General features: G+C 38.9%; 26 protein-coding genes and 1 pseudogene. 11 read left to right on the top strand and 16 right to left on the bottom strand.

Annotated elements, in window-relative coordinates; all coding sequences use genetic code 11:
- The first annotated feature begins 88 nt into the window (after positions 1 to 88).
- Positions 89 to 1,297, top strand: a complete 1,209-nt coding sequence (locus MAE_RS07125) for a 4-hydroxy-3-methylbut-2-enyl diphosphate reductase (RefSeq protein ID WP_012264968.1) — start codon at positions 89 to 91, stop codon at positions 1,295 to 1,297.
- A gap of 121 nt (positions 1,298 to 1,418) precedes the next feature.
- Positions 1,419 to 1,556: a hypothetical protein gene (locus MAE_RS33205; protein ID WP_158303496.1), complete on the top strand. Its 138-nt coding sequence runs from the start codon at positions 1,419 to 1,421 to the stop codon at positions 1,554 to 1,556.
- A gap of 143 nt (positions 1,557 to 1,699) precedes the next feature.
- Here the strand turns inward: MAE_RS33205 and MAE_RS07130 are convergent, their stop codons facing one another.
- Positions 1,700 to 1,879 carry a hypothetical protein gene (locus MAE_RS07130; protein ID WP_012264970.1) on the bottom strand — a complete coding sequence of 60 codons (180 nt, stop codon included), beginning with the start codon at positions 1,877 to 1,879 and terminating at the stop codon, positions 1,700 to 1,702.
- 4 nt (positions 1,880 to 1,883) lie between these two features.
- Positions 1,884 to 2,729 carry a hypothetical protein gene (locus tag MAE_RS07135; RefSeq protein ID WP_012264971.1) on the bottom strand — a complete coding sequence of 282 codons (846 nt, stop codon included), beginning with the start codon at positions 2,727 to 2,729 and terminating at the stop codon, positions 1,884 to 1,886.
- A 460-nt stretch (positions 2,730 to 3,189) separates the two neighbouring features.
- On the opposite strand from MAE_RS07135, the gene bchL reads away from it, so the two are divergent.
- The 7 genes from bchL to MAE_RS07170 all read left to right on the top strand — a co-directional run bounded on the left by bchL (position 3,190) and on the right by MAE_RS07170 (position 10,245).
- Positions 3,190 to 4,059, top strand: a complete 870-nt coding sequence (gene bchL / locus MAE_RS07140; protein ID WP_002759152.1) for a ferredoxin:protochlorophyllide reductase (ATP-dependent) iron-sulfur ATP-binding protein — start codon at positions 3,190 to 3,192, stop codon at positions 4,057 to 4,059.
- A gap of 238 nt (positions 4,060 to 4,297) precedes the next feature.
- On the top strand, positions 4,298 to 5,062 hold the full coding sequence (locus tag MAE_RS07145) for a DUF5331 domain-containing protein (protein WP_012264972.1): 765 nt from the start codon (positions 4,298 to 4,300) through the stop codon (positions 5,060 to 5,062).
- Between the two features lie 16 nt (positions 5,063 to 5,078).
- Positions 5,079 to 6,479, top strand: coding sequence for a ferredoxin:protochlorophyllide reductase (ATP-dependent) subunit N (locus MAE_RS07150; protein ID WP_002740797.1), 1,401 nt, complete (start codon positions 5,079 to 5,081; stop codon positions 6,477 to 6,479).
- A 168-nt stretch (positions 6,480 to 6,647) separates the two neighbouring features.
- Positions 6,648 to 7,940 (top strand): AAA family ATPase, encoded by a 1,293-nt coding sequence (locus tag MAE_RS07155; RefSeq protein ID WP_012264973.1) that lies wholly within the window; start codon positions 6,648 to 6,650, stop codon positions 7,938 to 7,940.
- 1 nt (position 7,941) lies between these two features.
- Complete coding sequence (locus MAE_RS07160; RefSeq protein ID WP_012264974.1) at positions 7,942 to 8,586, top strand: RloB family protein; 645 nt, start codon at positions 7,942 to 7,944, stop codon at positions 8,584 to 8,586.
- 111 nt (positions 8,587 to 8,697) lie between these two features.
- The gene (locus MAE_RS07165) at positions 8,698 to 9,501 is read left to right on the top strand and encodes a nucleoside phosphorylase (protein WP_012264975.1); all 804 of its coding nucleotides are present in this window, start codon (positions 8,698 to 8,700) and stop codon (positions 9,499 to 9,501) included.
- Positions 9,502 to 9,834: 333 nt separating this feature from the next.
- A complete protein-coding gene (locus MAE_RS07170; RefSeq protein WP_012264976.1) occupies positions 9,835 to 10,245 on the top strand; it encodes a hypothetical protein in 411 nt (136 codons plus the stop codon).
- Between the two features lie 79 nt (positions 10,246 to 10,324).
- Here the strand turns inward: MAE_RS07170 and MAE_RS07175 are convergent, their stop codons facing one another.
- The 8 genes from MAE_RS07175 to MAE_RS07205 form a co-directional block, all read right to left on the bottom strand.
- Complete coding sequence (locus tag MAE_RS07175) at positions 10,325 to 14,143, bottom strand: CHAT domain-containing protein (protein ID WP_012264977.1); 3,819 nt, start codon at positions 14,141 to 14,143, stop codon at positions 10,325 to 10,327.
- A 125-nt stretch (positions 14,144 to 14,268) separates the two neighbouring features.
- The gene (locus MAE_RS07180) at positions 14,269 to 14,490 is read right to left on the bottom strand and encodes a type II toxin-antitoxin system HicA family toxin (protein ID WP_002800940.1); all 222 of its coding nucleotides are present in this window, start codon (positions 14,488 to 14,490) and stop codon (positions 14,269 to 14,271) included.
- Positions 14,480 to 14,686 (bottom strand): type II toxin-antitoxin system HicB family antitoxin, encoded by a 207-nt coding sequence (locus tag MAE_RS07185; RefSeq protein ID WP_002798743.1) that lies wholly within the window; start codon positions 14,684 to 14,686, stop codon positions 14,480 to 14,482. The genes MAE_RS07180 and MAE_RS07185 overlap by 11 nt, the downstream gene beginning before the upstream one ends.
- A gap of 352 nt (positions 14,687 to 15,038) precedes the next feature.
- A complete protein-coding gene (locus MAE_RS07190) occupies positions 15,039 to 15,353 on the bottom strand; it encodes a HigA family addiction module antitoxin (RefSeq protein ID WP_002737909.1) in 315 nt (104 codons plus the stop codon).
- 9 nt (positions 15,354 to 15,362) lie between these two features.
- Entirely contained in the window at positions 15,363 to 15,644 is a 282-nt protein-coding gene (locus MAE_RS07195; RefSeq protein ID WP_008206034.1) for a type II toxin-antitoxin system RelE/ParE family toxin, read from the bottom strand.
- Positions 15,645 to 15,943: 299 nt separating this feature from the next.
- Entirely contained in the window at positions 15,944 to 16,102 is a 159-nt protein-coding gene (locus MAE_RS34000; RefSeq protein WP_012264980.1) for a hypothetical protein, read from the bottom strand.
- Positions 16,103 to 16,220: 118 nt separating this feature from the next.
- On the bottom strand, positions 16,221 to 16,433 hold the full coding sequence (locus tag MAE_RS07200; RefSeq protein ID WP_002759169.1) for a type II toxin-antitoxin system HicA family toxin: 213 nt from the start codon (positions 16,431 to 16,433) through the stop codon (positions 16,221 to 16,223).
- Entirely contained in the window at positions 16,426 to 16,632 is a 207-nt protein-coding gene (locus MAE_RS07205; RefSeq protein WP_012264985.1) for a type II toxin-antitoxin system HicB family antitoxin, read from the bottom strand. The genes MAE_RS07200 and MAE_RS07205 overlap by 8 nt, the downstream gene beginning before the upstream one ends.
- A 523-nt stretch (positions 16,633 to 17,155) precedes the next feature.
- Here MAE_RS07205 and MAE_RS07215 point away from each other — a divergent pair.
- Entirely contained in the window at positions 17,156 to 17,416 is a 261-nt protein-coding gene (locus MAE_RS07215) for a hypothetical protein (RefSeq protein WP_041803907.1), read from the top strand.
- Positions 17,403 to 17,825 carry a type II toxin-antitoxin system VapC family toxin gene (locus MAE_RS07220; protein WP_012264982.1) on the top strand — a complete coding sequence of 141 codons (423 nt, stop codon included), beginning with the start codon at positions 17,403 to 17,405 and terminating at the stop codon, positions 17,823 to 17,825. Before MAE_RS07215 ends, MAE_RS07220 begins: the two co-directional genes overlap by 14 nt.
- A 71-nt stretch (positions 17,826 to 17,896) precedes the next feature.
- Here the strand turns inward: MAE_RS07220 and MAE_RS07225 are convergent, their stop codons facing one another.
- The 6 genes and pseudogenes from MAE_RS07225 to MAE_RS07250 all read right to left on the bottom strand — a co-directional run.
- A complete protein-coding gene (locus tag MAE_RS07225; protein WP_002751511.1) occupies positions 17,897 to 18,244 on the bottom strand; it encodes a hypothetical protein in 348 nt (115 codons plus the stop codon).
- Positions 18,225 to 18,485, bottom strand: coding sequence for a toxin-antitoxin system TumE family protein (locus MAE_RS28750; RefSeq protein WP_231859740.1), 261 nt, complete (start codon positions 18,483 to 18,485; stop codon positions 18,225 to 18,227). Before MAE_RS28750 ends, MAE_RS07225 begins: the two co-directional genes overlap by 20 nt.
- Before the next feature lie 182 nt (positions 18,486 to 18,667).
- The gene (locus tag MAE_RS34005) at positions 18,668 to 18,823 is read right to left on the bottom strand and encodes a hypothetical protein (RefSeq protein WP_004163331.1); all 156 of its coding nucleotides are present in this window, start codon (positions 18,821 to 18,823) and stop codon (positions 18,668 to 18,670) included.
- Between the two features lie 118 nt (positions 18,824 to 18,941).
- Positions 18,942 to 19,154, bottom strand: coding sequence for a type II toxin-antitoxin system HicA family toxin (locus tag MAE_RS07235; protein ID WP_012264984.1), 213 nt, complete (start codon positions 19,152 to 19,154; stop codon positions 18,942 to 18,944).
- Positions 19,147 to 19,353 (bottom strand): type II toxin-antitoxin system HicB family antitoxin, encoded by a 207-nt coding sequence (locus MAE_RS07240; protein WP_012264985.1) that lies wholly within the window; start codon positions 19,351 to 19,353, stop codon positions 19,147 to 19,149. The genes MAE_RS07235 and MAE_RS07240 overlap by 8 nt, the downstream gene beginning before the upstream one ends.
- A 713-nt stretch (positions 19,354 to 20,066) precedes the next feature.
- Positions 20,067 to 20,414, bottom strand: a pseudogene (locus MAE_RS07250) (IS4 family transposase); the annotation flags it as partial.
- Positions 20,415 to 20,435: the final 21 nt, after the last annotated feature.

Below are 20,435 nucleotides of genomic sequence, written 5' to 3' on the forward strand. Positions count from 1 at the left end.
CCTGCGCTGACTAGATAAGGTATGTTTAATATATGACAAGCTACTGTCTCGCCCAATTTAGCGCCACCAATACCCCTATCAGAGAATCATGGATACAAAATCCTTTAAACGTACCCTACAGCAATCGGATAACTATAACCGCAAGGGATTCGGTCATAAAGAGGAAGTAATGGATGCGATGACCAATGAGTATCAAAGCGACCTGATCCAAGAAATTCGTGAAAATAATTATCGTTTACAACGGGGGGACGTGACGATCTATCTCGCTCAAGCTTTTGGTTTTTGTTGGGGGGTAGAACGCGCTGTCGCCATGGCCTACGAAACTCGTCAACATTTTCCCCAGGAACGTATCTGGATTACTAACGAAATTATTCACAATCCCTCGGTTAATCAGCGTCTGCGCTCCATGGCCGTGGGTTTTATTCCGGTCGAAAATGGCCAAAAAGACTTTACTGTGGTGGAATCGGGGGATGTGGTGATTTTACCTGCTTTTGGGGCCAGTGTCTCGGAAATGCAAATACTTAACGATAAGGGTTGCATGATTGTGGACACCACTTGTCCCTGGGTTTCTAAGGTGTGGAATTCCGTGGAAAAGCACAAAAAAAGCGACCACACTTCGATTATTCACGGCAAATATAATCACGAAGAAACGATCGCCACTAGCTCTTTTGCTGGCACTTATCTAATCGTTTTAAATTTGGATCAAGCTAATTATGTCGCTAATTATATTCTCCACGGTGGCGATAAAAATGAGTTCTTAGAGAAGTTTAAAAATGCCCATTCCCAGGGTTTCGATCCCGATCGCGATCTAGATTATATCGGTATTGCCAATCAAACCACGATGCTGAAAAGTGAAACGGAGGAAATTGGCAAACTCTTCGAGCATACTATGTTGAGAAAGTACGGACCGATCGATTTTAAAGATCATTTCATGAGTTTTAATACCATCTGTGATGCCACTCAAGAGCGTCAAGATGCCATTTTTGAACTGGTGAAAGAACCGCTTTCTTTAATGGTGGTAATTGGCGGTTATAATTCCTCTAATACCACTCACCTACAGGAAATAGCGATCGAGCGTGCCATTCCCTCCTATCATATCGATAGTGCCGAGCGCATTCTCCCCGGTAATCGCATCGAACATAAACCTTTAGGGGACGATTTAATTATCACTGATAACTGGTTAAATGAGGGAAAAATTGTCGTCGGAGTGACTTCTGGCGCTTCCACTCCTGATAAGGTGGTAGAAGAGGTAATCGAGAAAATTTTTGCGTTCAAATCTTCTTTAGTCCCCGGTTAAGTAGCCTAGGTGTTAGCCTTTGGCAACGGCTGCATCTCATAGCAAAAATAGGAGATGCAGCTGATATTTTTCTCAGTGGGATTGCTCAGAAACTAACTAGGGTCTGCTGAAAAAGTTTTTCATGGGGACAGGGTGTGGGGTGTGGGGTGTGGGGTGTGGGGTGTGGGGAGAAACAATTCATAACTTGAGAGTTAATCACACTATTAAAAAGGGATTTGGTATCAGATTTATTCAGCAAACCCTACAACCTTTCTCGTAAAGGTGAAGCATACAGTAATCCTTGCTAATCAAGTGTTTTAGACGCAAGAACGAACCTCATCTATCTGAGAAACGCTGTAACTACCGCAATCTTGACATTGACGTTAGAACCGTTCGGCTCTTCTCGTAAGAGCCAATATTTTCCTAAAAACGGCGGGTTTTATCGATTCCGTAGATAATTCCCGTCACCATGGAAGAGAGAATTAATAACAAAATTAATCCTCCGGGTAAAAAAGATAATATTCCCATGCCGCGCAATATATAAACTAACACGGTCACTAATAGGAAACCGAAAAAAAGAGACTTTAAATAACTAGAGCGCATTTACTTAGATTAACAGTTCCTCTTGACTTAAGTTTAACTTTTCGACAATCATTGCTAGGATTTTTTCTTCCCTTTTTCCGTTACTGATAGATTCCAGTAACCGGCAATTGAGGATAATTTTTTCCCCGTTGGATAAGGTTAAAATAATCCGTCGGTAATTAGACCCCAAAAAGCCTTTGTACTCTTCTACTTTTGCCTCAACAATTCTCTCTAGAAGATAATCACTTTCACTTCTAAAAGTTAAATGTTGTCGCCTACGGGTTAGGGTAGCGGTACCCTGATTAAAGACATAACTCTCCCAATAGCTGACATCATAAAGTAATAACAGACCTGACAATAAGCATAACATACCCCAGAGATAATAGGGATAATTATGGTGGTGTTCTAGCAGTGCTGACAAGGTATCTAGGGGACTTTTGGCAATAATTTCCTGAGCTTGATATCTATTCACAAAACTCTCAAATCGAGTTTTAAAATCACTAGCTGACTGCACATCCCGAAAATTTTCGATGTAGAGATAGTTATTTCTCCCGACCAATAAAACCGTGTTATTAACAGTTTTTTTCTGCTCAACACTGATAAAAACTTCTTGATAGACAGCCGTAGCTTTAATGTGAGTTAAAGAAAAATTTTCCCGACTAGAAACAGGAAAATTATACTCTTGGACATATTGACAATCTATTCTTTTTGTGCCTAACCTCATGCAGTTGAGATAAGCGCGCTGGAAGGAAACCAAATATGCTAAAAACAGCAAGGGAAAACCAGCGAGAAAAAACGCCAGAAAAGGACGATATTTAGGAGCCTTATTTTCTAATAAGAGTGTAGTCAGCGTTTTTTGCTTAACTCGCATAGGAAACCCTACAGGTACTTTGTTCTAATTGTACTACAGCTTTTTTCAGCATCCTTTTCAGGATCGATTTATTTAATCTGCTGACGGGGAAAATTGTAATGATTATTCACGAAAATCTGACATCAGTCTCTAGACTGCCTCTATCTTGACCTTTTTTGTCTGGGTTTGGCACGGTAAAACCCTGTTTATCGAGTTTTTGTAAAGCTTTGGCGATTTTTTGTTTATTGTTTGTATTTAAAGTAAATGTATAAACAAAGCTGTTTTTATAAGTTTTTATGACTTTAAAAAACTTTATAAGCTCTAAAAAATTATTTATATAATTTTTAAGCGTTTAATCTCACTCTAGCTATAGCAGATAAAAATTGAGCCTCTTTCCAAGGGGTGGGGAGATGGTCAATAATTGGGATCAAAGCACTGATAAACAAACTCACCATTCAAGCGCACATTTAGGAGAACTTCCATGCCTTTAACACTCGCAGTCTACGGAAAAGGTGGCATCGGTAAATCGACAACAAGCTGTAATATTTCGGCTGCTTTAGCCAAAAGAGGCAAAAAAGTCCTACAAATAGGCTGTGACCCCAAGCATGATAGCACCTTCACCCTGACAGGCTTTCTGATTCCCACAATCATCGATACCCTGCAAGAAAAAGATTTTCACTACGAAGACATCTGGCCTGAAGACGTTATCTATGACGGTTACGGTGGTGTCAAATGCGTGGAAGCGGGGGGCCCTCCGGCCGGTGCCGGTTGTGGCGGTTACGTCGTCGGGGAAACGGTGAAATTATTAAAAGAATTGAACGCTTTTGATGAATTTGACGTGATTTTGTTCGATGTTTTGGGGGATGTGGTCTGTGGAGGATTTGCCGCACCCTTAAATTACGCCGATTACTGCATAATTGTCACAGATAACGGCTTTGACGCTCTTTTTGCCGCCAATCGCATCGCCGCTTCCGTCCGGGAAAAAGCGCGCACCCATCCCCTGCGACTAGCCGGATTAATTGGTAATCGCACCTCAAAACGGGATTTAATTAATAAATATGTAGATCATGTTCCCATGCCAGTGTTAGAAGTTTTACCCTTAATTGAAGATATTCGCGTCTCCAGAGTTAAAGGTCAAACTCTCTTTGAAATGGCCGACAAGGATCCGATGTTAAGTTATGTTTGTGACTATTATCTCAACATTGCCGATCAGATTTTAGCCAAACCAGAAGGAGTTATTCCCAAAGAATCTGCCGACCGGGAATTATTCACTTTATTATCGGATTTCTATCTTAATGCCGATAAACCCAAAGTTAACGCCGAGGAAGAATTAGACCTGATGATGGTTTAGATTATTTTGTAGGGTGGGTTAGGGACAGCGTAACCCACCAATAACCACCAATAATCACCAATAAACTCTTTTTCTGGGTGGGTTACGGCGAAGAATTAACTTATTAGTTAATAGCCTAACTTATCGTCACCTAACCCACCCTACCCACGAATTTTATCGAGGACTTGATAATGATCATTTTTTCCTCTCATTGGGAATTCTAATAGGGAAAACATCATTATTTAGCCAAGGGGACAAAATGAGCAACTTTGAGGAATTAAAAGCCACCTTACCGCGGCAATGGTTAGATTACTACCAAAATAATCAAGCTTGGATTAAGTCTTTAATGGATTCTAGAGGCTGGTGGCGAAAAACTCCCGACGGTGGTAAACGTCCCAGTGCTGACATAATTATAGCGGCAGCAACAGCTTTAGAACCTAAGTTATCAGTGTGGATGTATCCCTTTTGTCAACTTAGTTCCGATGGGGACAAACTGGTAGAAGTCTTAGGACTAAATTTTGATTCTGAAAAAAAGGAGTTGGAAAAATCGGAAAAAGAATTACTGATTTCTAATTCGCACACTGAATATCTCAACGGATTCCGAGAAAAACAATTATCAGTCGAAAAAAACAAAGTAATTATTTTTGAGGAATTGCTAAAAATCTTACCAGATAAATGGTTAGATTACTACCAAAACAATCAACCGTGGATTAAGTCTTTAATGGATTCTAAAGATTCGTGGCGAAAAACTCCCGACGGTGGTAAACGTCCGAATTCCGACATCATTATAGGTGCAATGACCGTTTTAGAATCTCAATTATCAGTGTGGATGTATCCCTTTTGTCAACTTAGTTCCGATGGAGACAAACTTCTAGAAGTTTTAGGATTAAATTTTGATCCTGAGAAAAAACAACTAGAAAAGAAAGAAAGAGAATTAAGTAATTCTTTATATCCTACTGAGGATCCTGTACTGCAAAAAATCCGCCAAGAGTTACAACGAGAAAACCTAAATAAACCAAGTTAAAGGAGAACCCAAAAACATGACCGCCACCCAAGAACCGAGCGCTTTACAATTTGATTGTGAAACTGGCAACTATCACACCTTTTGTCCGATTAGCTGTGTTGCTTGGTTATACCAAAAAATCGAAGATAGTTTCTTCCTTGTTATCGGCACAAAAACCTGTGGTTACTTCCTGCAAAATGCTATGGGGGTGATGATTTTTGCTGAACCGCGTTATGCTATGGCTGAATTAGAAGAAGGGGATATTTCCGCTCAACTAAAAGACTACGAAGAACTAAAACGCCTCTGCTTACAAATTAAACGAGATAGAAACCCTAGCGTTATCGTTTTTATTGGTACTTGTACCACCGAAATCATCAAAATGGACTTAGAAGGATTAGCACCAAAACTGGAGTCAGAAATCGGTATTCCTATTGTGACAGCGCGCGCTAATGGTTTAGATTATGCCTTTACCCAAGGGGAAGATACCGTCCTCGCTTCCATGGTGCATAAATGTCCCGAAAAAGTTAAGCACGAAGATGAAAAAGAAGAACGGAATGCCATCCAGAAACTCTTAACTTTTGGACGTAAAAAAGAAGAAATTAAACAGGAAGAATCGGAATATAAAGACCATCCTCCTTTAGTTTTATTTGGTTCTGTTCCCGACCCGATTGTGACCAATTTAACCCTAGAATTAAAGAAACAAGGAGTTAAAATAGATGGTTGGTTGCCAGCCAAGCGCTTTACTGAATTACCGGTAATTGAAGAAGGTTATTATGTGGCTGGTGTCAATCCTTTTCTATCACGAACTGCCACCACTTTAATGCGTCGTCGTAAGTGTAAATTAATTGGCGCACCCTTTCCCATCGGTCCGGATGGAACCCGCGCTTGGATAGAAAAAATCTGTTCGGTTTTGGGAGTACAACCGCAGGGATTAGAAGAAAGAGAGGCAAAAATTTGGGAAAGTTTAGAGGATTATCTGCAACTTGTGCGCGGTAAATCGGTCTTCTTTATGGGGGATAATTTACTAGAAATTTCTCTGGCACGTTTCCTAATTCGTTGCGGGATGACTTGTGATGAAATCGGTATTCCTTACATGGATAAACGCTACCAAGCGGCCGAATTAGCATTACTAGAAAAAACCTGTAATGATATGGGTGTTCCCATCCCGAAAATTATCGAAAAACCTGATAACTACAATCAGATTCAGCGCATTTACGAGTTAAAACCCGATTTAGTGATTACAGGAATGGCCCATGCAAATCCCTTAGAAGCGCGGGGAATTAACACTAAATGGTCGGTAGAATTTACTTTTGCTCAAATTCATGGTTTTACCAATGCGCGAGATATTTTAGAATTAGCTACTCGTCCCCTGCGTCGCAACAATAACCTCAAGGAATTGGGTTGGGATAAGTTAGTTAAAGAGTCAGCAAAAGTGTAAATTTGTTGTCAAAAGTGTACAATTCTTAGGTAAGGAAAATCAATTCCTTACCTTTTTCAGTGATTGTTTGCTGATTCTGAGGACAATTCTTGTTCAAATGCTCAACAAGTGCATAAAATAAAAGTATCGTCTCCTTTATTCTTTAGAGACTGTTAGGGTTAATATGCAATGCTCATCGGATTTAGTGTCGGCAATTATCGCTCTTTTAAAGATGTAGTCACTCTCAGCATGGTAGCTGCGGAGGATGCCTGTGGTAATGATGAGCTTGATAAAAATAATGTTTTTAAGGTTAATCAACAATTTAGTTTACTGAAAAGTGCCGCTATTTATGGAGCAAATGCCAGTGGTAAGAGTAATTTAATTCTGGCATTCAATTTTATGCGACGGTTTGTCATGAATTCTGCAAAATTACAAATCACTGACAAAATAGATGTGGAAGACTTTAGATTAAGTACCGAAACTGTTGATAAATCATCCTTTTTTGAAATAGTTTTTCAGCTAAAAAACAAAACTTATAGATATGGATTTGAAGTAACTCAAAAGCGAGTAGTTTCCGAATGGTTATTTTGTACGCCCAGAAGTCGTGAAACTCAAATTTTTAATCGGCAAGGCGATAAAATAGAATATAGCAAAAATATTGAACAAGGTAATATACTAAGAGGATTGACAAAAAAAAATACTCTGTTTTTATCACTAGCGGCTCAATTTAATAATTCTCTAGCGGTGGAAATTGTCTCTTGGTTTAGTCACTTAGGTGTTGTGTCTTTTTTAGATGTGGAATTATTAAAAGCGATTACGCTTGAGCATCTTTCTAATAGACAAGATTTGATTGATGATGTGACTAAGTTAATTAAAAAATTAGATTTAAGTATTGACAATCTCAACCTAGAAACAGAAACCAGAAAAATTTCCTTAGACAGTCTCCCGCAAGATCTACCGGATGTTGTCAGAAATATCATCAGTCACTCTAGCGGTGAAATAAAGTCCGCTACCATAAAAACCTATCATCCAAAGTATGACTCAACAGGTAAAATGATTGAGTTAGAAATTTTTGATATGGACAAACATGAATCTGATGGAACTAAAAAGATTTTGGCTCTGTCAGCACCGATTTTAGACACTTTGCAAAGAGGGGAAGTTTTAGTAATTGATGAATTGGATGCCAGACTTCATCCTTTAATGACTAGAAATATAATCGAATTATTTAATTCTCAGAAAACTAATCCCAAAAATGCTCAACTTATTTTTACTACTCACGATATTAATTTACTTAGTCATAAATTTTTAAGGAGGGATCAAATTTGGTTTACCGAAAAAAATCATCAAGGAGCAACAGATTTATATTCTTTGGTGGAATTTGCTGATATTAATAATAATAATACCTTTGAAAAAGATTATATTCAAGGTCGTTATGGAGCAATACCTTTTATTGGTGATTTAAGTACAATTATTGGTAATTAGTATGAGTAACAACAGGAATACTTCCGATTATTTGCGTCGCCAAACTAAGACTAGAGAAACAAGAAAAAGATTTTTAATTGTTTGCGAGGGAGAAAAAACTGAAGTTAACTATTTTAAGGCTTTTACTGTTCCTAAGAAAATTGCAGTTACGGTGAAAGGTGAAGGTAAAAATAGCTTGAGTTTAGTCAACAAAGCTATTCAGATTATAGATAATCTAAAACAAGATGACTCATTCGATCAAATCTGGTGTGTTTTTGATAAAGATAACTGTTCTAAAGAGCAATTTAATCAAGCAGAAGGACTGGCTAAAGAACAAAATATCAAGATTGCCTATTCTAATGAAGCTTTTGAAATTTGGTTTATTTTACACTTTCAATATCTGGATATTGCCACATCCCGAAGTGAATACCCAAAAATTTTAAATACTCAGATGAAAAAGTGTAAATTATTAAACGAAAAAGAACAATATGCAAAAAATCGAGAGGATATGTACGAAAAATTAAAGCCATACCAGACAACAGCAATCACTAATGCAGCAAAACTTATTCAAGATAGAGATGAAGCCAAAAAACATCCTTTTGATGCCAATCCCTCAACCACAGTACAGGAATTAGTGCAAGAACTTAACATCAATAGTCGTCCTTAAGCTTGATTCTCTTTTGTCAATAATTAAATATTTAATTTTAATTAAAACCTAAAGTTGTTATAATAACTAAAAGCCTATTTAACCAAAGTAACTGCTCTTAATTTGATTTAAATGTCCAATAACTTATCCCACCAAAAACCCTATCATCTCAACTTTAGCAGTGAGGATTTAGGCACGGCAAAACCGACTATCACCCTATTATCGGGGGAACCAGAACGCTCGCGCTATATTGCTGAAACTTATTTACAAAATGCACGTTTACTATCGGATTATCGCGGATTAAATAGTTATCTTGGCTATCTAGATAATTCTACCCCAATTCTTCTGGCTACCAGTGGCATGGGTGCGCCATCTTTGAGTATTGTGGTTAATGAATTAATACAGGTGGGAATTAAAACTATTATTCGTATTGGTACTTGTGGCGCAATTCAAAATAGAATAAAAATTGGTGATATTATTATCTCGCAAGCAGCTTTATGTAGGCAAGGTGCAGCTAATGATATTGCTCCTCCGGAATATCCAGCAGTGGCGGATCCTTTTTTAACAGTTGCTCTAGTCAAATCGGCTCAATTTTTGGGAGTAAATTATCATGTAGGTATTACCGCTTCTGTGGATAGTTTTTATGAAGGACAAGAAAGAATCCTGTCTTCTGCTAACCCTTATCTTCAGCGTCACTTAGAGGGAATTACGGAAGAATATCGACGTTTAAATATTCTCAATTATGAAATGGAAGCGGGAACTTTATTTAAAATGGCGGGGGTTTATGGATTTACTGCCGCTTGTATTTGTGCTGTGATTGCCCAAAGAAACAAAGAGGAAGGGATTAGTTTAGAAAGCAAACAACAGGCCATTGAAAAAGCGATTCAGGTGGCAATATTGACCGTTAGCAACCTCTCCCTATCCTCAATTGATTAATGTTCAGAAATCATCTTCATTAAGACTTCCTCTTTTTCCTGACTTTCGGGATAACAGGAGATAAGTTTAGCGCGTAATTCTTGGGACAAAATAATCGATCGCCTTGTCTAAGTAGGGTATATTAGTTTGACCAAAAAAGTTTATTTTGTTGCGAATATGTAATGATTTTTGACAAAAGTAAATTCTCACCCCAAAAAATTAGCTTATTCTTAGTCTTCTAAGCTAATCTTGACTGGATTAACTTGCCATCGGTAAAGTCAAAACCTTTAGCGACGAGACGATTATAAGGTGAGATAATGGGAAAAAATTGGTTTTAGCTTTAAGGATGGTATTATGTCAGACGCAACGCAGTTAACACCGGAAAAAATTGCTCAGTACCGTATTGAATTTGCGGACAATGAGAACGCTTTAATTGCACTTGATGTTATTGAGGAATGGGAGGGAGATTTAGCAGATGCTGCTGAGTCTATTGCCACTCGTAACGGGATTGAAGGGGTAGAAGATAATGCTAATTTTCGTTGGTTTGTTATTATTCTTAATAAATGTCGTGATTCTATTTGTCAACCGAAGTATGAAACTTTGCGAGAAACATATTTACCTGCACTTATTCCCCCTTTAACAGATATTATCGCAGGATGTTTTATGTGTCCGCCTGGAGTAGCAGGACTTTTATCAACTCCAGTTGCTATTTATATTCAAGAGGAAGGAATGGATAAATTTTGTCAAACTTCTTCCGATTCTTAAATCAAAGTGATCCCCCCCCACCCACCTTAAAAAGGGGGGAGAATACCTCAACTTAATTGTATTCTCAAGGAACAATAGATTAAACCCCTGTTGCGATAAATGCCGTCCAATAATAGGGATTGGCAAAGGGATAGGGTTCACGTTTAACCGCAGCTTCTAATAAGTCTTGGAATTTTCTTCTATCCCGTTTACTTTCAAAGACTCGATCGAGTAATTGTTGGAATTTTTGACTATTTTTAATTCTGGCTAATTTTTTACTGTTCAATGTTCTTAACCATGTTTGTGTATTATTTAAAACAATGGCAATACTTCCTTGATCTTGGATAGAAATCCGTTTAAGATCGTGATAAAATTTAGTCATAAATAACGTAGTTGCTAGGGGATCTACTGTCCAAAGGGTGCTAACAACACTAGAACTACCTGCAAATAGAAAACCACTAGGTAAACCCACATATTCATCACTAATACTATCAGCTTTACTTTCAATTATACCACTTTCACAAGCAGAAAAAGTAACTAAGCGGCATTCTCTTAAGTCAAATTTTTCAAATACTTCTGCTAGGGTTAGGTTAGCTGATTTTCCTAAATTACCTTCTGGATCTGCTAAGAATAAAGCAGAGTCTCTAGGGGAGTCATCATCAAATTTACCATGACAGGAAAAGTGAAGACAATGGGATGCTTGTAATTCTTGACGACGGTTTTCTAGGGTTTGTTCTGATGCTTCTAATTCCCCAATAATAATGGTTTTTTCAGTGGCAAATCCTTGACTAATTCTCTCGATTTCTAGATTTGCACCTAAGAGAGGTTTTAGGTCTTTTCTGGTGGGGTTTTTAATGGCAAAAAGACGAGTAAAGTTTTCTCGCTGTGATAATTTTACCAGTTTTAAAAGTTGGCAACTGGGAACATATCCTACCCCTTTAGAAAAGCATTGATAGAGAAATTGTCCGTTTTCGATTGGTAAACAATGAAGGGGAATAATATGTAAAAACCAATGGGGAATTAGGATGAGACGAGAGCAAGATTGAGGAATCAGTTCTAACAGTTCATCAATGTGGAGAATTTCTGAGAGTTGATTTAAACAATCATTAAGATTATTAATCCACTCGGTTTTATTATTTTCATAAGCATCACGATAATTTTTAATAAAATTAATCAATTTTTCTCGATCTTCTGCTGAAGATTGCCAAACTTTAACCCCTTTCACCTCACTATTCCCCCCTTTTGAAGGGGGGTTAGGGGGGATCAAACCTTTTGAAGGGGGGTTAGGGGGGATCAAACCTTTTGAAGGGGGGTTAGGGGGGATCAAACCCTCATTAGTAACAATAAACGCCATAATACTATCCCCTGCAATATACCATTCTAAGATGGCAGTATCTTGATCAATTAAGGATTGAATCTCACTTAAGGGAATGGTTTGAACTTTTTGAGTTAAGCTAAAAGTGGGATCTATGGGGGTTATTTCACGATCAATGAATTGATTTAATTCTTGTTTTAAATGATTAAGGTGAGTATAGTCATTTAAGATGGGTTGTTTTTGTTCATCTAGGGTTAAAGTTACTCCCCGATTGCGGGTTTGTTCTTGGATCGCTAACTGTTGTTCTTCCCCAATAATGGCACGACGGAGGCGATCTAATTCGGTAATAATAGTTGGGGGGATATTACCTTTAGGATAGATATCTCGGTCAGTAAGCAATTGGACTAGATAGCGGGTTTTGCTGCGTTCAACGTATTCTAAGGCGCGATCTGGTTGATTGAGGTTGAGATAGGATTGAACGATGCCATGATAAACATCCATTGCATCGGAGAGGATTTCTTGTTGTCGTTGGGGGTTTAAGGCTTGGAGTCGGGTATTTTCTACTGCTTCGATGGCTAAGTTGTAGCCTTTGATGGCGGTTTCCCAGTCTTCGATCAGGTTAGCAGTAATTCCTAAGTTACGTCCTGTTCGTAAACAGTCTATGGGAAAAGCAGTCGGGGTAAATACTTCTAAAGACAGGTTATAAGCTGCAATAGCTAACTCTAGATTATCTACCCTTTCCCCAAGAATGCGATATAGATAAGCAGTCCCTAGATTATTTTGTGACTTTGCCCATTGTTCAGGAAAGCTATCACGGGTATATACTTCTAAAGACAGTTTAAAAGCTGCAATAGCTAACTCTAGATTATCTGCCTCTTCCCCAAGAATGCGATATAGATAAGCACCCCCCAGATTATTTTGTGACCTTGCCCAATCTTCAGGAAAGGCTTCACGGGTATCTACTTCTAATGACAGATTATAAACTGAGATCGCCTTCTCTAGATTTTCAGCCTTTTCCCCTCTGATGCGATATAGATAAGCATTCCCCAGATTATTTTGTGACCTTGCCCAATTTTCAGGAAAGGCTTCACGGGTACAGACTTCTAAAGACAGGTTATAAGCTTTAATCGCTAACTCTAGATTATCTGCCCTTTCCCCTCTGATGCGATCTGTATAAGCTAACCCCAGATTATTTTGTGTCGTTGCCCAATATTCGGGAAAAGCTTCACGGGTTCTTACTTTTAAAGACAGGTTATAAGCTGCGATGGCTAACTCTAGATTATCTGCCCTTTCCCCTCTGATGCGATTTCTATAAGCATTACCCAGATTATCTTGTGTACCTGCCCAATCTTCAGGAAAAGCTTCACGAGTGTATACTTCTAAAGACAGGTTATAAGCTTTAATCGCTAACTCTAGATTATCTGCCCTTTCCCCTCTGATGCGATTTCTATAAGCATTACCCAGATTATTTTGTGACCTTGCCCATTCATCAGGAAAAGCTTCATGGGTATATACTTCTAATGACAGGTTATAAACTGCGATCGCTTTCTCTAGATTATCTGCCTTTTCACCTCTAATGCGAGTTCCATAAGCAGACCCCAGATTATTTTGTATCCTTGCCCAATCTTCAGGAAAAGCTTCACGGGTATATATTTCTAATGACTGGTTATAAGCTGCGATGGCTAACTCTAGATTATCTGCCCTTTCCCCTCTGATGCGATATAGATAAGCATTCCCCAGATTATTTTGTGTGTTTGCCCATTCATAAGGAAAGCCATCACGGGTATATACTTCTAATGACTGGTTACAAGCTGCGATCGCTAACTCTAGATTATCTGCCCTTTCCCCTCTAATGCGATTTCCGTAAGCAAACCCCAGATTATTTTGTATCTTTGCCCATTCATAAGGAAAGGCTTCACGGGTATAGACTTCTAAAGATAGGTTATAAGCTGCGATCGCTAACTCTAGATTATCTGCCCTTTCCCCTCTGATGCGATAATTATAAGCAGTCCCCAGATTATTTTGTGTCATTGCCCATTGTTTAGGAAAGGCTTCACGGGTATAAACTTCTAACAGGGTGTGATAACCTGTAATAGCAATTTCCAGATTATTAGCCCGACTTCCCAAGGGAAACTGTTTAATCTTATTACATAAATTTTGAATCACCCTAGCAATAACTGCCACATCTTCTGCCTTCCTTTGAGAAAACACATTTCTAGCGTATTGTTGCAACACTTGGGCAAAAGTATCATCTAACAGATGTTGACAGCGTTGTAGGATAGGATAAACCACCGCAGGAGCAGGATCATTACTCTCATGTTCTGCTTGTAATAATTCTAATAAAAACTCCTGATATTCCTCTATACTTCCCGCTTGAGGGTTGAGATATTGCCCCAACTGTTGCGCCATATTCCGTAACCAAGCAACAGGATTATGATTTCCTTGTTGTTCTAACCAAGTTGCATAGTCTTCCATCACCTGCAAAAATTGGGGATCAATTAATTCCTGATTTGCTTGTAGAATATTATTGAGTTCCTCATCATCAGTACAAGCGAGCAACTTTTCTATTAAATTAACATAAGCTTGGGCGCGTTGTTCATTCATTGTCTGTACTGTGATTAGAATGATTGAATGAGGGACTATGATGTTTTTTGGCGGATGACTCTATTATAGGATGAGTCCCCTTGATATAGGGCGATTATGACACAGAATGCTATAGAGGATATTAACTATAAACGCTCAAACTCATCAACCCTTAATCCCGCTTGCCTTAAAATACTGCTAATTGTACCGATTGTTACCTCCTTATAACAGGGAACAATCGTTGTCATTTTTCCTTCGGGAGTATCCTTGGCAAACTTAACATGACTCCCCTTTTGACTAATAACTTCAAACCCTGCCGCTTCCAACTTGCGTTTAATCTCACGATAAGATAAAGGCTTAAGCGGCATTGATTTCTACCTCTATCTTCTGTAATTGGGGAATAACTGTCGCACAAGGCGGTTCAAAATGTAATTCTAAAGCCTCTTGCAGATTGTTTAACGCCTCGGTTTCTGTTTCCCCTTGACTAGCAACATCAACCTCTAAACATTGGGCAACAAACCAATTATCTTCTTGAAAAATTCTCGCTGTAAGTACCTGTCTCATTTTCACTTTCCTGATTGAGCTTTCCATGATTATAGGTCAGGCTAGAATGACAGTCAATTAAATAATCATATAGATCATGCTTTAGACTTCTACATAACAAGATTCTATACTTTATATCCCGTAACCAAGCAACAGGAGTATTATTTCTTTGTTCTTCTAACCCTGTTGCATAGTCTTCCATCATTGTCTGTACTGTGATTGATGTGATTATGTGATGAACTGTGATTTTTTTTGAGAGAGACCAACCTTATGATTTAACGTGATACAATAAATATTCGTGATTGTCAAGGGGGGTCGCTGCCAAATTTGTTTGATATATTCCAAGTTTCTGCCTTAGAACATATCAAACAAATTACTTTTCTGCACAAATAACTGTCATTACAGCAACTTCTTTGTCCAATTGATCTCCTATTTCATCTTCAACAACGTCCAGATCGTAATCCATTTGTAATCCCAGCCAAAATCGCGGTGACATATCAAAATAACGAGCTAACCGAAGAGCTATATCCGCCGTGATACACCGCTTTCCGTGAACGATTTCGTTAATACATTGTTCAGGAACTCCAAGAGCCAGAGCTATTTGATTCTGACTAAGGTTCATTGGCTTGATAAATTCCTCTAAAAGAACCTCACCGGGATGAATTGGCATTAGTTTATCTTCATTCATTATTTTACCTCAATGATAATCAACGATTTCTACGTCTAGAGCATCACCGTTTTGCCAGACAAAGCAAATTTGCCATTGATCGTTAACCCGAATGCTATATTGACCTTCCCTGTCACCAACCAGACGTTCCAATCGATTTGCTGGTGGGACACGAAGATCTTGCAGGGTTTCCGCACGATTAAGCATCCGCAATTTTCGCAATGCCACTTGTTGGATATCTAATGGCAATTTACGCGAATGTTTACGTTCAAAAACTTTTTGAGCTTCTTTATCTTTAAAGTTTTGGATCACTCTCTAAACAATTTCTTATCCTACTTTTAAGTATATGACGTAAGGATGCTCCAATGGCAGAACTGGTTGGGGAACAGGCCAGACAGGGACTTCTGCGAATGCGTCTGGGGCCAAGATGACGCGACGACAAATGATCGCGGTAGCCTTCATGTTGGACATACTAACAACACCTTAGCCTATTGTCAATGTCCCCAACAGTTAAAAACGCCTCATATTCTTCTATATTTCTCGCTTGAGGGTTGAGATATTGCCCAAAGTTTTGTGTTAAATCAATCTGTATGGTTATTATTGTATCCTTATTATTTTAACCCCGTTGCATAGTTTTCCATCACCTGCAAAAATTGAGGGTAAATTAATTCCATATTAGCTTGCAGAATATTAGTTCGTTCCTCATCATCAGCAGAAGTGAGCAACTGTTCAATTAAATTAACATAAGCTTGGGCGTGTTGTTCATTCATTGTCTGTACTGTGATTGATCTGATTATGTGATGGATTGTGATTTTTTCGAGAGAACGACTCGATGATATTTAGATAAGCTTGGGTGCGTTTTTCGTCCATAACCTTAATCCGATGCTTTCACAAAAGTTTTTTAAATTCTTCAATAGACATTCCGGCACCTTTAATAATTGTTCCCATTGTATAAGCATTAATTGGATTAGCTCTGGGAATTGTTAAGATATGCTCTCCATCAGTCATTGTAATATGTTTACCCTGTCGAACAATCCTAAATCCTGCTTTTTCAAAGGCTTTAATGGCTCGTTGATGATTAATTCCGGGAAGACTAGGCATGATTTAATTCAACTTCCACATAACAAGATTCTACACCTTGATTCAATTCCTCGGCAACTTCTAAATAAGACACAATAGCATCTTGAATATTATTGAGAGCTTCTTCTTTTGTTGTACCTTGAGAAGCACAGCCGGGTAAACCGGGACACCAAACAGCATATCCTTCTTCTGTTTGCTTAAGACTGACTTTATACTGCATATTTTTATAATAATAATCGTTGTCAGTTATTATAGCACGGCCATCATTAATCTCTGCTTCTGCTTGTAATACTTCTAATAAAAACCCCTGATATTCCTCTATACTTCTCGCTTGAGGGTTGAGAAACTGCCCCAACTGTTGCGCTATGTTCCGTAACCAAGCCGCAGGATTATTATGTCCTTGTTGTTCTAACCCTGTTGCATAGTTTTCCATCACCTGCAAAAATTCGGGATCAATCAATTCCTGATTAGCTTGCAGAATCTTATTGAGTTCCTCACCATCAGCAGAAGTGAGCAACTGTTCAATTAAATTAACATAAGCTTGGGCGCGTTGTTCATTCATTGTCTGTACTGTGATTGATGTGATTATGTGATGGACTGTGATTTTTTTTGAGAGAGAGCGACCTTATGATATAGTGTGATACAATAAATATTCGTGATTGTCAAGGACAAAGGATAACCTAATCATAGTCGATCATTCAATCATTCTAATCATAGTTTAGACATTATTAAGGAGAAGGACTATGGACATCACCATTCATCTTAGCCAAGAACAAAGGGAAAAACTCGCCTACATCCAACAACATAGCGATCAGGATATCACTACCCTGCTCAATCAAGTTATTGAGCAACAATATACCAAACTACACCCGCGTAACTCAGAGCCTCTTAAAGTGCTGAAAGAAAGCGGTTTTATTGGGTGTGGACAAGGTTCGCCCGATCTTTCTACTAACTATAAAACCATCCTCAAGGAAGAATGGTCAGCCAAACATGATTATAGTTGATACAGGCTTCTGGTTGGCCCTCGCCAATGAGCAAGATAATCATCATCAACAAGCACAGCTTGTAATTCAAAGATTGCGAGAACCCCTAATAACAACCTGGTGTGTTGTCACCGAAACTTGTTACCTTTTGCTAACTCGTATCGGTAATCATGCTCAACTGCTATTTATCCAAAATTTCTTAGCAGGTGGTTTTGAAGTATTTGAATTACAATCAAATCATGTTAGACGAATGCAACAACTTATGAAACGTTATGAAGATATACCAATGGATCTAGCTGATGCTTCATTAGTAGTATTAGCTGAAAACTTAGGGCATGGGAAAATTTTAACGTCAGATCGCCGCGATTTTTCAATCTATCGCTGGCAGGATACCCATACTTTTCAAAATTTATTCTTAGGATATCCTTAATAATTTCGAGAGAATGATAATACTTTTGCTTCAGGTATCCTCTTTATTGGCGATCGCTACTAATCCGGCGATCAAACGGCTTGCAACATGAATTCAACCTTGATCGCTTCAAAAGGGAACTCTACGCTCCCATCTGCTACACGACTCAGAATACCGACATTTAAAAGTGCCGTAATATCTCCATGTACTGCTTTTACATCCCGATGTACTCGCCTCGCCGCCTCACGGATAGAAATGGGGCCAGCACCGCACATAGCTTTGAGGAGTTCCCACCGCTTGGCAGTCAGAACTTTCCAGAGAAGTTCGGGGGTAGCAAAACTGATACGAACTTCTTTTTCTGCTCGACCAGTTTTCATCGCTTGAACGGCATCGGCAAGGGTGTCAGTCAAGGAGCGAACTTCAAGAACGACCGTGTTCATAATTCCACCTCAAAATGTCAGAGTTGAAGTCGGCCATCAATTGGTCTGGCGAAGAGAAAGCATAAAGAGACTCCACACCATCGAAATGACGGTGATCGCCTTTACCGCGTTCGTTATCATATCGCAACACACATTTGCCGTTGACTATGTAAGCGAGACGATATTTGTAAGGATGCTCCGATGGCAGAACTGGTTGGGAAACACGCCAGACAGTGACTTCTGCGAATGCGTCTGGGGCCAAGATGACGCGACGACGAATGAGAGCGGTAGCCTTCATGTTGGATATACTAACAACACCTTAGCCTGTTGTCAATGTCCCCAACAGTTAAAAACGCCTCATATTCTTCTATATTTCTCGCTTGAGGGTTGAGATATTGCCCAAAGTGTTGTGTTAAATCAATCTGCATGGTTATTGTATCCTTATTATTCTAACCCTGTTGCATAGTTTTCCATCATCTGCAAAAATTCGGGGTCAATCAATTCCTGATTAGCTTGCAGGATATTGGGTTCCTCACCCTCAGTACAAGCGAGTAACTGTTCAATTAAATTAACATAAGCTTGGGCGCGTTGTTCATCCATTGTCTGTACTGTGATTGATGTGATTATGTGATAGACTGTGATTTTTTTTTGAGGCTGATTCGATGATATTTAGATAAGCTTGAGTGCGTTTTTCGTCCATAACCTTAATCCGACGCTTTTACAAAAGTTTTTTAAATTCTTCAATAGACATTCCGGCACCTTTAATAATTGTTCCCATTGTATAAGCATTAATTGGATTAGCTCTGGGAATTGTTAAGATATGATCTCCATCAGTCATTGTAATATGTTTACCCTGTCGAACAATCCTAAATCCTGCTTTTTCAAAGGCTTTAATGGCTCGTTGATGATTAATTCTGGGAAGACTAGGCATGATTTAATTCAACTTCCACATAACAAGATTCTACACCTTGATTCAATTCCTCGGCAACTTCTAAATAAGACACAATAGCATCTTGAATATTATTGAGAGCTTCTTCTTTTGTTGTACCTTGAGAAGCACAGCCGGGTAAACCGGGACACCAAACAGCATATCCTTCTTCTGTTTGCTTAAGACTGACTTTATACTGCATATTTTTATAATAATAATCGTTGTCAGTTATTATAGCACGGCCATCATTAATCTCTGCTTCTGCTTGTAATACTTCTAATAAAAACCCCTGATATTCCTCTATAGTTCCCGCTTGACGGTTGAGATATGTCCCCAACTGTTGCGCCATATTCCGTAGCCAAGCAACAGGATGATTATTTCCTTGTTCTTCTAACCTTTTTGTGATTGTCAAGGGCGATCGCTGCCAAATTGGTTTGATATGTTCCAAGGCAGAACCTTGGAACAAGCAAAACTAATCACTTTTCTGCACAAATAACTGTTATTACAGCAACTTCTTTGTCCAATTGATCTCCTATTGGGACTTAGACAAAAAACAAATCGAGAAAAGCCTCAACTCCAATCCCCGCTTGGGATTTACTTCGAGAAGCCCAAAATCGCTGAAACCCAGATATATCAAGGAAAATCATAAATCGAGGTTAACCCTTTGTCCCGTAATGGTTTGAGCCTTTTTTGCTGACCGAAAACGCCTAAGTCCCACTAGAGATTCACACTTTTTGTTATCTCTGATCAAGGGTTGCGCTTGCTTTGGTTTAACCTGAGCGACTTAGTTTTTGCTGCGCTTTTTTCTGGCTTGAGATTTTAGGTTCGACAGCAACTCCTTGATTGTTTTTTGAGTTACCCCTTGACAATCAAGACAGTCGCTACGTTCATCTTATATTTAATTCCACCCACCTACTTACGAAGGCGTTCGGGATCAGTAGAGTGAGTAGATTCCAAACAAAACCCACGAGTCTTGAGAATCCCGAAAAGGGTTTCAATCCCCCAGCGTAGAGCGTAATCGCGAACAAGTCCGACCGTATGGGTCGGAGCGATCACTACCAAGAGGTCTCCGTCGTCCAAACGCAGAGCTTCAACGGAAACCTGATCACCCCACACCCGACAATCCTCTTGGAGTTGTTGAGATTCTCCCCGAACCAGATGGGCAAAAACGACTTGAGCGGCTAAGGCTTTCCCGGACCGTTCGATCTTGTCGGTAGCCCGAATCCGGATTCGGAAAGGCAGAGAAGGTTCGAGGAGAAGATAATGGGACTTAAACGCCAAATA

It is taken from the genome of Microcystis aeruginosa NIES-843 (assembly GCF_000010625.1).
GTDB classification, from domain to species: domain Bacteria; phylum Cyanobacteriota; class Cyanobacteriia; order Cyanobacteriales; family Microcystaceae; genus Microcystis; species Microcystis aeruginosa.